We start from the raw sequence: 15,542 nt of genomic DNA on the forward strand, positions 1-15,542 counted from the left end.
CCGCATCCCCTAGAATTCGATCGTCAGCCCGTCATGGGCCAGCGTGAAGGGGCCATTCCAATGCCCGGCTATCGCAGCTTGCCAATCGGGCAGGCCAAAGGCCGGGTCATCGGCGGGGATGATGTGGTAGAAGACCAGATGCCCGACGCCCGCTTGTGTGGCGATTTGCGCAGCTTGCGCAGCGGTGCTGTGGCTATTGGCCAAATGCGCGCGCAGCTGGTCGCCCATGCCGGTCTTGGCGATGATCGCTTCGACCCCTTGGGGCAGCATGGCTTCGTGCAGCAGCACATCCGCGCTGTGCGCAAGGTCGGCCAAGGGTGGGAAATGGGCGGTGTCGGCGGACAGGCACAGGGATTTGCCACCGGCATCAAGGCGCAGGGCGAAGCAGTCCAGGACCGGCGGGTGCAGCACGCGCAGGGCTTGGGCGGCAACCGGGCCGATGTCGAATGCGCCTTCCTCCAGAAAATGAAGCTGCACGAGGTCGCCCAGCGGCGGGCGGCCTTCATCGGCCACGCGCAAGTTGCAGTCGAAGGCCATCGACGCCATGAACCCGTCCCAATAGGCGCGCAGGCCCGGTGGCCCCCAGATATGCAGCGGGGTTTTAAGCCCCGTCGTCCAAGCCGTGTGGATAAGCGGGCCAAGTTCCAACACATGATCGGAATGCAGATGCGTGATGACGATCTGCGACAGGCCGCGCAGGTCGAACCCCGCCTGTACCAGCCCGCGCGTGACCCCAAGCCCGCAATCGACCACGATCTGCACGCCGCCCATTTGCACCAGCAGAGCCGTGGGCATTGCCCCGTCCTTGCGCACGGCGGGGCCGCCCTTGGCCCCTAGAATCGTGACCTGAGCCATTTACTTGCGCCCCGGAGTGCCGTCGAATTTCTTTTCCAAGCTGTCCCAGCAGTCGATATAATCGTCCTGAAGCGGGGCTTCTTGCGCGGCGAAGCGCGTCAGGTGTTGCGGGAAGCGGGTTTCGAACATGAAGGACATGGTGTTGTCCAGCTTGTCCGGGCCAAGATTGGCGTTTGACGCTTTCTCGAACGCGTCACGGTCGGGGCCGTGGGGCAGCATCATGTTGTGAAGGCTCATTCCGCCGGGCACGAAGCCTTGGGGTTTCGCGTCATACTGCCCGTAAATATTGCCCATCAGTTCCGACATGATGTTCTTGTGATACCATGGCGGGCGGAAGGTGTTTTCGGCCACCATCCAACGCTCGCGGAACAGCACGAAGTCGATATTGGCGGTGCCGGGCACGCCAGAGGGCGCGGTCAACACGGTAAAGATGCTTGGGTCCGGGTGGTCGAACAGGATCGCACCGACCGGGCAATATGTCCGCAAGTCATACTTGTAGGGCGCGTAATTGCCGTGCCACGCGACCACGTCCAGCGGGGATTGCGCGATCCGGGTTTCGTGGAACTGGCCGCACCATTTTATGGTCAGGGTGGATGGGGTTTCGCGATCCTCGAACGCCGCGACGGGGGCTTTGAAATCGCGCGGGTTGGCCATGCAGTTGGCCCCGATGGGGCCGCGCCCCGGCATCTCGAATTTCTGGCCGTAGTTTTCGCAGACAAAACCACGGCAGGGACCGTCCAGAACCTCTACCCGATACACCAGCCCACGCGGAATAATGGCAATTTCCTTTGGCTCTACGTCGATTAGTCCAAGCTCTGTGCAAAAGCGCAAACGCCCTTCCTGCGGCACGACCAACAGTTCGCTATCGGCGGAGTAGAAATAGGCGTCTTTCATCGAGTCGGTCACAAGGTAGATATGGCTGGCCATCCCCACTTGCGTATTCACATCGCCTGCCGTGGTCATGGTGCGCATACCGGTCAGCCATGTCAGGCCAGTTTCGGCATGGGGCACCGGGTTCCAGCGGTATTGGCCCAGTGAAATAACATCCGGGTCCACGCAAGGCGCGGATTTCCAATAGGGCAGTTCGATCTTGGTATAACGCGCCGAATGCTTGACGCTTGGACGGATCCGGTAGGTCCATGTGCGTTCGGGCGGGTTGGCGGTAAAGGCAGTGCCAGATAGCTGTTCGCCATACAGCCCGTAATCGCATTTCTGCGGGCTGTTCATGCCTTGGGGCAGTGCGCCGGGCAGGGCCTCTGTCTCGAAATCATTGCCCCAACCGGGCATATAGCCTTCATGCGGGCCGGTATGTGATGGCGCGCGCACCATCCCTTGCGGCAGATCGTGACGGGTCATGGCAGCCCTCCTTCTGGTGGTGCCTAGTTATTTGTTGCAAATGCAACTATGTCAAGGCTATCGTGTAAGTCGAATACACCTAATAGGCCGCAACATGCGCGACACGCCCCGCCCCGATTTCGACCTGGACGCTTTCATGCCGTATCTGCTGAACCAGGCGGCAGAGCATGTCAGTCTTGGTTTTGCAGCCACCTACAAGGCGGAATATGGCCTGACGCGCACGCAATGGCGGGTCATGGCCAATCTGGGCCGTTTTGGCGCTATGAGCGCCGCCGAGATTTGCCGCATCAGCCATATCGAGAAAACGCGTGCCTCGCGGGCCGTGGCACAGTTGGAAGCCGAGGGCTATCTGACCCGCGCCCGTGCCTCTGATGACCGCCGGCGCGAGGATCTGGCTTTGACCGAGGCAGGGCGCGACGTGTATATCCGCTTGGGTGCGCGCGGCATGGCGTATCAGGCAGATATGGCAGCAAAGATCGGGCCGGAGCGGTTCGCGGCTCTGGAGGACGGTTTGCGCGCGCTGATCGCAGCCTATGGTGACGCCACGGATGATTGACCGAGGCCCCGCGGCACAGGCATAAGCGCGCCCATGCGCCTGCCAATTGACGACATCCTGCCCGACCTGAAAACCGCGCTGGCCGAGCATGGCCGCGCGGTGCTGCAAGCACCGCCGGGTGCGGGTAAAACCACACGCGTGCCGCTGGCGCTGCTGGACCAGATCGCGGGCCGGATTGTCATGCTGGAGCCGCGCCGCATTGCCGCCCGCGCGGCTGCCGAACAAATGGCGCGGTTGCTGGGCGAAGACGTGGGCGCAACCGTTGGCTACCGCATTCGAGGCGAGGCCGTGGTATCCAAGGCGACCCGGATAGAGGTCGTGACCGAAGGCATCCTGACGCGAATGCTGCAATCCGACGCGGAATTGACCGGTATTGGCGCGGTGATTTTCGACGAATTCCACGAACGTTCGTTGAATGCCGATCTGGGGCTGGCTTTGGCCTATGAGGTGCGCGCGGCCCTGCGCCCCGATCTGATCTTGGTCGTCATGTCGGCCACGTTGGATGCCGACCCCGTCGCCGCCCTGCTTGACGACGCGCCGATCCTGACTGCCCAAGGCCGCGCGTTTCCGGTGGAAACTCGTTGGCTCGGTCGGCCCCGCCGCAAGGAGGAGCGGTTCGAGAGCGCCGCCGCCGCGCTGGTGATAGAGGCGGCCGCGCAGACAAAGGGCGCAATATTGGTCTTTCTGCCCGGGGAAGGGGAAATCCGCCGTGTCGCCAACCTGCTGGAGGGGCGGGTGCCGGACGCGGTAATCCGACCCCTCTATGGCGCGCTTCCCAATGCTGCCCAGCGCGCCGCTATTGCACCGGACCACGGGGCACGCAAGATTGTGCTGGCGACGGCGATTGCCGAAACGTCGCTGACCATCGAGGACGTGCGCGCCGTGGTCGATTGCGGGTTGGCGCGGCGTGCGCGGTTCGACCCCGGCACCGGCATGTCGCGATTGGTGACAGAACGTGTCACCCTTGCCGAGGCCACCCAACGACAAGGCCGCGCAGGGCGCGTGGCCGAAGGGGTTTGCTTCCGGATGTGGGCGCGGGCCGAGGAGGGCGCGCTTGCGGCTTTCGCTCCGCCAGAGATTGAACGCGCCGACCTTGCGGGGCTGGCGCTTGAACTTGCCGCGTGGGGCGGTGCGGATGATCTGCGTTTCCTGACCTCGCCGCCAGAGGCTGCATTGGCAGAGGCGCGCGCCCTGCTCGCTGATCTGGGCGCGTTGGATGGCGCGGGCCGCGTGACTGCGCATGGCCGCGCAATGGCCGCCCTGCCGTTGCACCCGCGCTTGGCGCATATGGTGCTGATCGCGGGGCAGGCTGCCGCCCCCTTGGCCGCAATCCTGTCCGAGGGCGACGTGCTGCGCGGTGCGCCCGTGGACCTGGCCTTGCGGCTGGAGGCTTTGCGCGATGCCAAGGCTTTTGCCGCGCGCCACCCCTATGACCTGCACCGCCCCACGCTGGAGCGGGCGCGGGACACGTTGCGCCGGATCAAGCGGCACGGCGGCGATAGTGCTGGGCTTGGTCCTGCCGAAATGGCGGCGCTGGCCTACCCGGACCGCATTGCGTTGCGGCGTAAGGGGGACGCTCCGCGCTATGTGCTGTCGGGCGGAAAAGGCGCAGTTTTACAAGAGGGCGACCCGCTGGCGCAAAGCCGCCTGCTGGTTGTCACCGACACCGATGGCGACCCGCGCGAGGCGCGTATTCGGCAGGCGATCCCGATTGCGGAAAGTAACCTGCGCGACCTGTTCGGGGACCGCTTCCGCTGGCAGCGAATCTGCGACTGGTCGAAACGAGAGCGCCGGATTCTGGCCCGCGAGCGCGAATGTTTCGGCGCATTGGTGCTATCGGAACGCCATTGGCGCGACCCGGATGAGGCTGCGCTGATCGCAGCGGCCTGCGCCGGGTTGCGCGAGCTGGGCCTGCCCCTGTCCAACGCCGCGCAGCGGTTCATTGCGCGGGTAGAGCTGCTGCGCAGTCAAGGCGCGAATTTGCCCGATATGTCGGATGCGGCGCTGCTGGACGCTTTGGAAGATTGGCTTGGCCTGCATCTGACCCGCGTGCGCAGCGCTGAAGACCTGCGCGCGCTTGATCTGCTGCCCGCTTTGCGCGCGCGGCTGGACTGGGCGCAGATGCAGATACTGGACGCCCAGGCCCCCGCGCAGTTCGTGACCCCTTTGGGAAACCGCGTGCCCATCGACTATTCGGGCGATGCGCCCGAAGTGCAGTTGCGGCTGCAAGAGCTGTTCGGCCAAGCCAAGCACCCGACGGTCGGGCCAAAAAGCCTGCCTTTGCGGCTGGTTCTGCTGTCGCCCGGACGACGGCCCGTGCAGGTGACAACCGACCTTCCCGGATTCTGGGCCAACAGCTACGCCGATGTGCGAAAGGACATGCGCGGCCAATACCCCAAGCACCCCTGGCCCGAAGACCCTTTGCAAGCCGACCCGACGTTGCGGGCGAAACCACGCAAACGGTAAGTCTTCGCCCGTGGCTGGCGCGGTGTCGTGAGTATTTTTGGCAAGATGAAATCAGGGTGTTGGAAGCCGGATATGCGCTGTCACGGGGCTATCGGGGGCGATACGGCTGATTGCACCCGGCAGATTTTCGTAGGCCACCGACATGCTGTGGGCATTGGCGTGCAGGATGGTGTCGGGGGACACGACCCAAGCGACATGACCGCGCCAGAACAACAGATCACCGCGCTGGGCAGCGGTGCCGGGGGGCAGGCTATGGGCGGCAAAGGCGCGTTCCTGAAGATCACTATCGGCCGGGCAGGGGCGATTGCAGGCGTGCAAGGCGACTTGCACCAGCCCCGAGCAGTCTATGCCCGCGTGGCTGTTGCCGCCCCACAGATACGGGGTGCCGAGGAGTTGCTCTGCCACCGCGACCGGGTCTATGGCGGGCTTGTCGCGTGGCGCGGCGTGCTGGCTTGGGATGAAATGGCCGCACTCTGTTTGCAGGAATGCACCCTGCGCGCCGGTGATGACCAGTTGCGCGTTCAGCGACAGGGCCGCGCGGTCCGGGCTTTTGAGGTCGGGCGCGGTGTAAAGATGGCTGGCGGCGGCGCTGATGCGGTGGGTCGGAACAGTGCTGGGGCCAAGGGCAACAGCGCGGACCCAGCCACAATAGCCGTCCCAGACCAGATAAGCCATGTCATCCGTCTGGTCGATAACGGTCACAGCCGCCCCGCGCAAAAGCTGCCGGTCGCGCGGGCCATGAGGGCGGCGCAGCAGGTCTGCCAGCGGGGCGGTCACATTGGCGGGTGTGCCCGGCACGAAGGCGGGCGCGTCGATCTGGCCGCGCAGGCTGTCATGCGCCACGCGGCCTGAAAATGGGGTCAGGCGAGGATCGCTCACAGGTCCAGAACATCCGGCAGCGCGGCAAATAGCGCGCGCGCGCCTTGCCCTACGCCTCCCTTGGGGCGGGCGGGCGCGGGTTTGGGCTGGTAGCCATAGATGTCGAAATGGGCAAAGCGGGTTTTGCCTTCGACAAAACGGTCAAGGAAGAGAGCGGCCGTGATGGACCCGGCCATGCCACCTGCGGGCGCATTGTCCAGATCGGCAATGCCCGGTTCGATCATCGCTTGGTAGGCGGGATGAAGCGGCATTTGCCACAGCGGGTCGCGCACGCGGGCGCTGGCGGACATGAGCGTTTGTGCCAAGGCGCTGTCATGCGTGTAGAAGGGCGGGACATCGGGGCCGAGTGCTGCCCGCGCGGCCCCTGTCAGTGTGGCCATGCAGATGAGCGTATCCGGCGCATCCTCGCAGGCGAGTGCAAGCGCATCGGCCAGCACCAGCCGACCTTCGGCATCGGTATTGTTCACCTCTATCGTCAGGCCCTTGCGCGAGGTCAGCACATCGCCCGGCCGCATGGCGCTGCCCGATACCGCGTTTTCGACAGCCGGGATGAGCACGCGCAACTGCACAGGCCAACCGGATGCCATAATCATTTGCGCCAGTCCAAGCACGGTTGCGGCCCCGCCCATGTCCTTCTTCATGAGCCCCATAGATGCGCCGGGTTTCAGGTTCAGCCCGCCGGTGTCGAAACAGACACCTTTGCCCACAAGGGTCAGTTTTGGGCCGGTTTGACCCCAGCGCATGTCCAGAAGTCGCGGCGCGCGGTCAGAAGCCCGTCCGACGGCATGGATCAGCGGCAGGTTCTGGTAGAGCAAATCGTCGCCATAGGTAACGGACATGTCTGCTCCGAACCGGGTGGCGAGCCCCATGGCGGCGCTTTCCAGCTCCTCCGGGCCAAGCGATGCGGCAGGGGTGTTGATAAGGTCGCGCGTGAACACTTCAGCGGCTGCAATGATCTGTAGTTGCGCGGCGTCGACCCCGTCAGGTGCGACAAGTTTGGCCATGTCGGCTGGCGGCGAGGGCGGCCCGGCGCGGTAGCTGTAGCCCGCCAGCAACCACCCCAAGGCCTCCTCTGCCAAAGCGTCGGGGTCGAGCGCATGGTGAAGCTTGTAGCGTGCCGGCGGCAGGGCGCGCCGGCTGCCCCCCAGATGAAAGCGGGCGCGCGCACGATCGCGCGCTGTGCCATGGCCGATTACGGCGCTGACCAAGGCGCCATCCGGATCAGGGATGAGCGCGATTTCGCCCGATTTCGCGGCGAACCCGGTGGAAGACAGCCAGTTTCGGACCCGGCGCGATTGGGTTTCCAGCCAGCTATCAAGCGTTTCCACCGCAACAAGGTGCAGTTCCTTGGTGCCATGGCCATCCGGGGCAAAGCTGTAGGGTGAAACGGTGGTCATTGCGCGATGTCCTTCCATGCGTTTGCAAGGACACTAGACCAGTCAAGAGTGGATTTGCAGCGCTTTTTCGTTTGAATGTGGATGCTACATGCGCAGTTGCGGCAAGTCCCACAACCGCACCAGCGACCGGTCGCCGATGCGCTTGACGCGGTCCCAAAGTGCGGGCAGCGCCATGCGATTGTCTGCTGCCGTTGCCTGCGCGACCGCTGCCAAAGCCTGCGCCAGCGAGGTGAGCCCAATATCGCCCGCAAGTGTTGCCAAGTCCTGCAACCGGTCTTTTGTGCAAGGTGCCGCAGCGTCTGCGCCCAGACGGTCAAGCGCCGAAATACCATCCGTGAGTTCGACGATCTGCCCCATGAGCATATCCTCTGCTACGACAGCGCCGTGGGTGCGGAACAGGGCTGTGACAACCGAGCAATCCACAGTGATCGAGTCCGACGGTTCCAGACGTGTGATGGCAATCATGAACATGTCCTGATGTATATAATGACAACGCCAGCATCGCAGCATATCTTTAAGATCTGGTTTATGCTGACCAGATCTTGCCATGAAAACGGGTTGCGTTTGTAGGCCATCATTACATCAAGAATAAGGCAATTAAGCTTGGTGTGGGGTCAGTTCGACATGTGTCGCGGCCTTTGGGCCATATTGATAACACGGCAGTGCGGGCAGAAAGCCGATTACCAGACTGACGGACGCGTGTTGCGGCACCGTATTCTACACGGACCTGTCAACGAGTTGAACTCTATGCACCTGACCTTGTTGGGTTCCGCATACAGGCTGCATGCCGAGGGCTTCATCCTGCTGGAGGCGGCGCAGGCATGTAGATCTTGAGTCAGAGCTGATCGGGCATGATTGACGAATGGTGTTCGATGATCTTCCAGACCCCGTCGAACAGCAGGTAGACGAAAGTGAAGCGGCAGACCAATTCGAAGGGTGTGCCGTCACTGCGGTGCATTTTGAAGGTGTAGATGCCCGAATTTATGCCGACAGTGTCAAACCGCCGCGAATGCACTTCCATGAAGCGGGCGCTGGGCGTGCGTTGCATGATATCGCGGAAATACCGCCGGATTTGGCCAGGCTCCAGCCGGATCTGATAAGAGGCCGTTGGCAACAGCACGGCGTCGGGTGCGTAAAGCTCCGCGATTTGGTCCGCGTCCCCGGACGCGAGGGCGGCGCTCCAGTCATCGAGCAAGGCAGCGATCTTTTCTGTCGGCATGTTGATCTGTTCTGTAAGGTGTTGTCGAATGGTATTCTGTATCTACTTCTTCGACAATAAGTCGATTGCGCTGCCAGCACCATGCCCGATATTCCAATCCCGACATGTCCGCTTTGCGACCGCCCCATTCCGCCGGGAGTGCCGCAAAGCCTGCATCATCTTGTGCCCAAGCTGCGCGGCGGCAAGGGTGGACCGGTGATTTTGGTGCACCACATCTGCCACAAAGAAATCCACGCAACGTTGTCGGAAACCGAATTGGCCCGCGACTTTAACACGCCAGAGGCTTTGCGCAGCCATCCGCGTCTGGCAAAATTCGCAGCATGGGTCGCAAAGCGTCCGCCGGATTTCATGTCTCGGGTGCCCGGCGCGCGCCGCCGTGGCGGTAAGAGAATATAAACCCGCGTGGTTTAGTCTGGGAACAAAGCTGGGGCACATAGGGGGCATGGATGAACGGAACTCTCAAACTCGGGCCCGGAAGGCGGGAGGAAACTCTGGCCGCGCGCCAAGCCCGGGTGGGAATTATCGCTAACCCGCGCTTGGCAGAGCTGCCGCGATCGGCTCCGCGCGATGTCTGGACCCGCTGGCCGGAGCTGCGCGCGGCCAAGCGCCGGGCGCGCCCGGCAGAGTCCGGCACAGCCGAGGCAACCGCGCTGAACTCTTTTATCCAAAGCGTGCGGCGCTCTGCCCCGGCACCAGACCCCACGGGGACAGAGGAGGTTTCGGTTCCTGAACCGTCATGGATGCGCCGCCTCATGATCCGCATTGTAATCGGGTCGGCGCTTCTTTTTGGGGTATTCTATGCGTGGCGCGTGACTTGGTTCATATCCTGATACACTGTGCGCGCCCCGCTTTTAGGCAGCCCTTGACGATGAGGGGTTGTGCGAAAATGAACACCCACGGCGCGCAGGTCTTGGCTTGAATCCTGCTCAAGACAGATGATCTTGGACAGCAACGAAGCTGTTCCAAGGGGAATGCCATGTCCATCCGTCCAACAATCGACATCCGCCAAGCTGTCCCGACGCTGGAAGGTGCCGGTGTGCATCTGCACCGCGCCTTCGGCTTTCAGGACCCGTCCGAACTGGACCCGTTTCTGCTGTTCGACGATTTCCGCAATGAAATCCCCGAGCATTACTTGCGCGGGTTCCCGTGGCACCCGCATCGGGGCATTGAAACAATCACCTATGTGTTGGCGGGCGAGGTCGACCATGGTGACAGCCTGGGCAACACCGGCACGCTGGGCGCGGGCGATGTGCAATGGATGACCGCCGGTTCGGGCATTTTGCACCAGGAAATGCCGCGTGGAAACAGGCGCGGGCAAATGCACGGCTTCCAGCTTTGGGCCAACCTGCCGGGGTCGCTGAAGATGACAGCGCCCCGGTATCAGGATGTGCAATCGGGGGATATTCCAGAGGTGATCGACGATGATGGCACCAAGGTGCGGGTGATCGTGGGCGATTTCTGGGGCAAGCGCGGCCCTGTCGACGGAATTGCCGCTGATCCGCAATATCTTGATATCGCGGTCCCGCCGGGCGTGCGCAAGACCTTCAAGGTCGACACTTACCGCCGCGCCTTTGCCTATGTGTTTGCCGGGTCCGGGATGTTCGCGGATGCTTCTGCGCCGTCGGGCGTGCTGCTTGAAAAAGAGGTTATGGGCCAAGAGGTCAATATCCGCGACATGTCGGGCGACCGGACGCTGATCCGCTTTGGCACAGGGGACGAGGTGACGGTGCAGGCGGGCGAAGAGGGAATCCGTTTCTTGCTGATCTCTGGCGCACCGTTGCAGGAACCGGTCGCGTGGCACGGACCGATCGTGATGAACACGCAAGAGCAAATTCGCCAAGCCATGCGCGACCTGCGCAATGGCACATTCATTCAGCCCGCGCATTGACGGCATAGGGCGGGGGCGTTGCCCCCGCACCCCCGGAGTATTTGGGGCAAGATGAAGCAGGGGTGTTCGCGGGCGCGCCCGCTGCCTATATGCGAAACAGAGCAGCCAGAGGTGGACATGATGGACAGGACGATCATCCGCGTTGCGGGCGAAGACCCGGTCGGCTTTTTGCAAGGATTGGTGAGCAATGATGCGCGTCATCTGACGTCTGGCGGGATCGTGTATGCGGCCCTTCTGACGCCGCAGGGCAAATACCTTGCCGATTTCTTTTTGGTGAAAGATGGCGTGGATGTTCTGGTTGATGTGGCGGCGCCTTTGGCGGACGATCTGTTCAAACGCTTGAGCATGTACAAGCTGCGCGCTCCGATTACGTTGGTGCGCGAGGACATGGCGGTCAGCCGTGGCACTGGCCCGGCACCGGACGGCGCTTTGGCCGACCCGCGCCACCCGGCTTTGGGCTGGCGTGTTTATGGTGCGGACCTGCCCGAAGATGGCACAGATTGGGACGCGCTGCGGGTGGCGCATTGCGTGCCGGAAGCGGGTATAGAACTGGTTCCGAATGACAGTTTTATTCTGGAATGCGGCTTTGAACGTCTGAACGGTGTCGATTTCCGCAAGGGCTGTTATGTCGGGCAGGAAGTGACTGCGCGGATGCATCACAAGACAGAACTGCGCAAAGGTCTGACCACTGTTCGGATCGAAGGGCACGCCGAGGTTGGCACCGAGATTGCGGCAGATGGCAAAGCTGTGGGGCGGTTGTTTACCCAAAGCGGTGGCGAGGCGATTGCCTATCTGCGCTTTAACCGAGCGGAGGGGGCCTTGCAGGCGGGCGACGCCACGATCTTTATGCCCGAAACGACTCGCCTTGATTGAAATGCGGTCCTAGAGCATGATAGCGGTATCAGTGGCGCAGTAACGAAAGGGTCCGCCATGCCACTTGGCCTGACATCGCGTTTTGCTGGGCCCGGGCTTGCACTGTTGGCCTTCGTTTTGTTTTCCTCGCATGATGTGATCGTGAAATCACTGGGCGGCAGTTACAGCCCCGTGCAGATCGTGTTTTTCAGCGTGCTTCTGGGTTTGCCCATCGCCATGCTGATGCTGATGCGCGACCGCACCGATGGCAACCTGTTGCCGCGCTATCCCGGCTGGACCATCTTGCGGACGGTGGCGGCGGTTCTGACCGGGGTCAGCGTGTTCTATGCGTTTTCCGTTCTGCCCATGGCGCAGACCTATGCCATTCTGTTTGCAACGCCTTTGTTGATAACCCTCCTTTCGGTGCCAATTCTTGGCGAGCGCGTGGGGTGGCGTCGGAGTGTTGCGGTCTTGGTCGGCCTGTTCGGGGTGCTGGTCGTTTTGCGTCCGGGGCAAGGCGCGGAACTTGGCCTTGGCCATCTTGCGGCGTTTGTCGGGGCGCTGGGCAGCGCAATCGCCTCTATCATCGTGCGCAAGATCGGGGCGGAAGAGCGCAATGTCGTTTTGCTGCTATATCCGATGATGGCCAATCTTGTTGTTATGGGCGCAGTCCTGCCTTTTGTTTACCGTCCCATGCCCTTGGCCGATTTTGGCGCATTGGCAGCTATGGCTGCATTGGCATTGGGTGCCAGCCTGTGCGTCATCGCGGCCTATAAGCGCGCGCCGGCCTTTCAGGTTGCGCCCATGCAGTATTCCCAGATGATCTGGGCAATCCTGTTCGGCGCGCTGATCTTCGGGGAAAGCGTGGATCTGTTCACCATCCTTGGGGCGGCGATCATCATCGCAAGTGGAATCTTCATCCTGATGCGCGAGGAAACCGCCAATGTGTCGGAAAACCGCCCGGTGCTGGCCACGCGCACGCGGACCGACACTGGCACTTTTCCGCGCGTCAGTGGTTTGCAATCCGTCTCGCAAGAGGCAGCAGAGCAGCCTTAAGCGGCACAAGTGCAACGCGATCGACTTGCTGCGCTGTTTTGGCGTCAATGGGTTCTGGTCCTACGTCCTTTGCGGCGCTAAGACGTGGTCAGCAAGACCATAAGGACATTCCATGCCCCACCAGATCCGCCCGCGACCCGGCATCATGGACATCGCTCTTTATGAGGGCGGGACAGCCAAGATATCAGGGCGCGACGATGCCTTGAAACTGTCATCGAACGAGAACCCGTTTGGCGCGGGTGAATTGGCGCGGGAAGCGTATCGCCGCGCGGGCCATGACCTGCATCGCTACCCCTCGACGGATCATGCGGGTTTGCGCGCCGCACTGGCCGCGCATTATAGGCTGGATGGGTCGCGTATCATCTGCGGCGTCGGCTCTGATGAGATCATCACCTTCCTGTGCCAAGGCTTTGCCGGGCCGGGGGATGAAGTGCTGTATTCGCAGCATGGGTTCCTGATGTATCCGATCAGCGCCATGGCCGCTGGGGCAACGCCGGTGAAAGCGCCGGAACAGGACCGCACCACCGATATTGACGCGCTTCTGGCGGCGGTCACAGAGCGCACCAAACTGGTTTTTGTCGCCAACCCCAACAACCCGACCGGCACCATGGTGCCGCTATCGGAACTGGAACGTCTGGCCGATGGTTTGCCACCGCAGGTGTTGCTGGTGCTGGACGGCGCTTATGCCGAATATGTCGAGGGTTATGACGGCGGTGCCGCCATGGTCGATGCCCGCGAGAATGTTGTCATGACGCGCACCTTTTCCAAGCTGCACGGGCTGGGTGGGCTGCGCATCGGCTGGGGCTATGGCCCGGCGCATGTGATGGCGGTTCTGAACCGCTTGCGTGGGCCGTTCAACCTGTCGAACACACAGCTGGACGTGGCCGAAGCCGCGCTGGGCGATGCGGCGCATATCACGCGGTCGCTGTCGGAAAACGCGCGCCTGCGCGATTGGCTGGCGGATCGGCTGAACGCGGCGGGTGTTGCCACCGACCGCTCTTTCGCCAATTTCGTGCTGGCGCGCTTTGCCAGCGCCGAACAGGCCGCAGCCTGCAATGCGGCGTTGCTGGCCGATGGGCTGATCGTGCGACAAGTGTCCAGCTACGGCCTGCCCGAGGCTTTGCGCATCACGGTGGGCGACGAATCGGCCTGCCGCCGTGTCGCCCATGTCATCGACCGCTTCATGGATGGGCAGAGATGACCCCGCTTTACCAGCGTGTGGCCTTTGTCGGGCTAGGGCTGATCGCAGGCTCTATGGCGCTCGCCATGCGCCGCGGCGGGCTGGTGGCGGAAACCGTAGGCACCGCGCGTTCCGCGGAAAGCCGCGCCATTGCCGCTGAAATCGGGCTGGTGGATCATGTTACGGACACGGCGGCCGAGGCGGTGCAAGGCGCGGACCTGGTTGTGCTTTGCGTGCCCGTGGGGGCGATGGATGCCGTCGCGCAGGACATTGCCCCACATCTGGCGCAGGGTGCGACCGTCACCGATGTGGGGTCCGTCAAGCAGGCTATCATTGACGCGGTCGGGCCTTATATGCCCGATAATGTTCATTTCATCCCCGGCCACCCGCTGGCCGGGACCGAGCATTCCGGCCCGCGTGCCGGCTTTGCCGAACTGTTCGACAATCGCTGGACAATCCTGACCCCGCAGGACGGGGTCGATGCCGCTGCGCTTGATCGCCTCACACGGCTTTGGCAGGGCATGGGCGCGCAGGTCGATGTCATGGACCCGCCGCATCATGACCTTGTGCTGGCCGTAACCAGCCACACCCCGCATCTGATTGCCTATACAATGGTGGGCGTGGCCGATGATCTGCGCCGCGTCACCGATAGCGAAGTCATCAAGTATTCCGCAGCGGGGTTTCGCGATTTCACTCGGATCGCGGCCAGCGACCCGACCATGTGGCGGGACGTGTTCCTGACCAACAAGGACGCAACGCTGGAAATCCTTGGCCGCTTCACCGAAGAACTCTTTGCCCTGCAACGGGCCATCCGGCGCGGCGACGGTGAGCATCTGCATGCCTATTTCACCCGCACCCGCGCCATTCGTCGCGGTATCATCGACGCCGGGCAGGATACCGACGCCCCGGATTTCGGGCGCTCCAAACGTTAGGGACAGGCCATGCTCAAACCGCTCGTCGCCATTCTGGCCACCGTAACCGCGCTGTCCGCCTGTTCCGGCGGCGGGGTGCGCGCCCCGGATGAGCGCGGCGGCGTCGGACGTCTGTTGGGGCGGGTGATTCCCTTTACCGGCGATATCGCATCGCGGGGAAATTCCTCGGCTGGCAATCTTTGTGGTGTGGCGGGGCTGCAAGGCGCGGCCATCGCCCCCATTACCTCGGCGACCAATGGCTGCGGTGTCGCGGCGCCGGTGCAGGTCACGCATGTGGATGGCATCAAGCTGTCACAACCGGCCACACTGGATTGCCCAACGGCAACGGCGCTGCACCGCTGGGTCACACAAGCTATGCGCCCGGCCCTTGGCCGTGACAGCGCCGCCGTGACGGAACTGCGTGTCCCCGCGCATTACGTTTGCCGAACACGCAACCACCGTCCGGGTGCGCGTATCTCGGAGCATGGCAAGGGCCGGGCGATCGATATCAGCGCGATCATCCTGAATGACGGCACTGCGATCACGGTGCAGGATGACTGGTCCCGGCAATCCCGTCACGGCCGCGCGCTTCGCCAGATGCACACCAAAGCCTGTGGTATCTTCGGGACCACGCTTGGCCCTGGCTCAGATGGCATGCACGAGAATCACTTTCACTACGACACCGCGGCTCATCGCGGCGGATCGTATTGTCGTTAGCGCCAGCACCTTAAAATAAGTTATACATTACAATATCTTATGACTTTTTTGCAGAAAATATAACATCGCGTGTCATTTTCCTGTTGCGTGTAAAAAGCGTGTGGCCTAGATAGCGCTTCACCGGCGGCGGGGACGTTGTTGGTTGGCTGAGGCGGCGGGAAGCATTGCTGTTTTGGTTATCATGTCAGGAGATGAGGTTGCATGGGTTGC

The 15,542-nt window shown here is 62.5% G+C and carries 16 protein-coding genes; 10 read left to right on the top strand and 6 right to left on the bottom strand.

Annotation, left to right across the window (positions count from 1 at the left end; genetic code table 11):
* Nucleotides 1-9: 9 nt before the first annotated feature.
* Together M3N55_RS03880 and hmgA are read right to left on the bottom strand one after the other, a co-directional pair.
* Nucleotides 10-855: an MBL fold metallo-hydrolase gene (locus M3N55_RS03880; protein WP_249056547.1), complete on the bottom strand. Its 846-nt coding sequence runs from the start codon at nt 853-855 to the stop codon at nt 10-12.
* Nucleotides 856-2,211: a homogentisate 1,2-dioxygenase gene (gene hmgA, locus M3N55_RS03885; RefSeq protein WP_249056548.1), complete on the bottom strand. Its 1,356-nt coding sequence runs from the start codon at nt 2,209-2,211 to the stop codon at nt 856-858.
* A 94-nt stretch (nt 2,212-2,305) separates the two neighbouring features.
* Between hmgA and M3N55_RS03890 the strand changes: the two genes are divergently transcribed.
* Entirely contained in the window at nt 2,306-2,767 is a 462-nt protein-coding gene (locus M3N55_RS03890; RefSeq protein WP_249056550.1) for a MarR family winged helix-turn-helix transcriptional regulator, read from the top strand.
* A gap of 33 nt (nt 2,768-2,800) precedes the next feature.
* On the top strand, nt 2,801-5,233 hold the full coding sequence (gene hrpB, locus M3N55_RS03895) for an ATP-dependent helicase HrpB (RefSeq protein WP_249056552.1): 2,433 nt from the start codon (nt 2,801-2,803) through the stop codon (nt 5,231-5,233).
* Between the two features lie 51 nt (nt 5,234-5,284).
* Here the strand turns inward: hrpB and M3N55_RS03900 are convergent, their stop codons facing one another.
* From M3N55_RS03900 to M3N55_RS03915, 4 genes are all read right to left on the bottom strand, one after another.
* Nucleotides 5,285-6,112: a C40 family peptidase gene (locus M3N55_RS03900; protein WP_249056555.1), complete on the bottom strand. Its 828-nt coding sequence runs from the start codon at nt 6,110-6,112 to the stop codon at nt 5,285-5,287.
* Entirely contained in the window at nt 6,109-7,509 is a 1,401-nt protein-coding gene (locus M3N55_RS03905; protein ID WP_249056557.1) for a leucyl aminopeptidase family protein, read from the bottom strand. The genes M3N55_RS03900 and M3N55_RS03905 overlap by 4 nt, the downstream gene beginning before the upstream one ends.
* A gap of 84 nt (nt 7,510-7,593) precedes the next feature.
* On the bottom strand, nt 7,594-7,974 hold the full coding sequence (locus tag M3N55_RS03910) for a hypothetical protein (protein ID WP_249056559.1): 381 nt from the start codon (nt 7,972-7,974) through the stop codon (nt 7,594-7,596).
* A 370-nt stretch (nt 7,975-8,344) separates the two neighbouring features.
* A complete protein-coding gene (locus M3N55_RS03915) occupies nt 8,345-8,728 on the bottom strand; it encodes an SgcJ/EcaC family oxidoreductase (protein WP_249056560.1) in 384 nt (127 codons plus the stop codon).
* 81 nt (nt 8,729-8,809) lie between these two features.
* Between M3N55_RS03915 and M3N55_RS03920 the strand changes: the two genes are divergently transcribed.
* The 8 genes from M3N55_RS03920 to M3N55_RS03955 all read left to right on the top strand — a co-directional run bounded on the left by M3N55_RS03920 (nt 8,810) and on the right by M3N55_RS03955 (nt 15,332).
* Complete coding sequence (locus M3N55_RS03920; RefSeq protein ID WP_249056562.1) at nt 8,810-9,124, top strand: HNH endonuclease; 315 nt, start codon at nt 8,810-8,812, stop codon at nt 9,122-9,124.
* Between the two features lie 50 nt (nt 9,125-9,174).
* The gene (locus M3N55_RS03925; RefSeq protein ID WP_249056565.1) at nt 9,175-9,558 is read left to right on the top strand and encodes a hypothetical protein; all 384 of its coding nucleotides are present in this window, start codon (nt 9,175-9,177) and stop codon (nt 9,556-9,558) included.
* A 146-nt stretch (nt 9,559-9,704) separates the two neighbouring features.
* Nucleotides 9,705-10,616: a pirin family protein gene (locus M3N55_RS03930; RefSeq protein WP_249056566.1), complete on the top strand. Its 912-nt coding sequence runs from the start codon at nt 9,705-9,707 to the stop codon at nt 10,614-10,616.
* A gap of 117 nt (nt 10,617-10,733) precedes the next feature.
* Nucleotides 10,734-11,489 carry a CAF17-like 4Fe-4S cluster assembly/insertion protein YgfZ gene (ygfZ, locus tag M3N55_RS03935; RefSeq protein ID WP_249056568.1) on the top strand — a complete coding sequence of 252 codons (756 nt, stop codon included), beginning with the start codon at nt 10,734-10,736 and terminating at the stop codon, nt 11,487-11,489.
* Nucleotides 11,490-11,546: 57 nt separating this feature from the next.
* Nucleotides 11,547-12,524, top strand: a complete 978-nt coding sequence (locus M3N55_RS03940; protein WP_249056570.1) for a DMT family transporter — start codon at nt 11,547-11,549, stop codon at nt 12,522-12,524.
* 112 nt (nt 12,525-12,636) lie between these two features.
* On the top strand, nt 12,637-13,725 hold the full coding sequence (gene hisC / locus M3N55_RS03945; protein ID WP_249056571.1) for a histidinol-phosphate transaminase: 1,089 nt from the start codon (nt 12,637-12,639) through the stop codon (nt 13,723-13,725).
* Entirely contained in the window at nt 13,722-14,636 is a 915-nt protein-coding gene (locus tag M3N55_RS03950) for a prephenate/arogenate dehydrogenase family protein (protein ID WP_249056573.1), read from the top strand. The genes hisC and M3N55_RS03950 overlap by 4 nt, the downstream gene beginning before the upstream one ends.
* A gap of 9 nt (nt 14,637-14,645) precedes the next feature.
* The gene (locus M3N55_RS03955) at nt 14,646-15,332 is read left to right on the top strand and encodes an extensin-like domain-containing protein (protein WP_249056574.1); all 687 of its coding nucleotides are present in this window, start codon (nt 14,646-14,648) and stop codon (nt 15,330-15,332) included.
* Nucleotides 15,333-15,542 lie beyond the last annotated feature (210 nt).

Source organism: Roseinatronobacter domitianus (assembly GCF_023336755.1).
Taxonomy (GTDB): domain Bacteria; phylum Pseudomonadota; class Alphaproteobacteria; order Rhodobacterales; family Rhodobacteraceae; genus Roseinatronobacter; species Roseinatronobacter domitianus.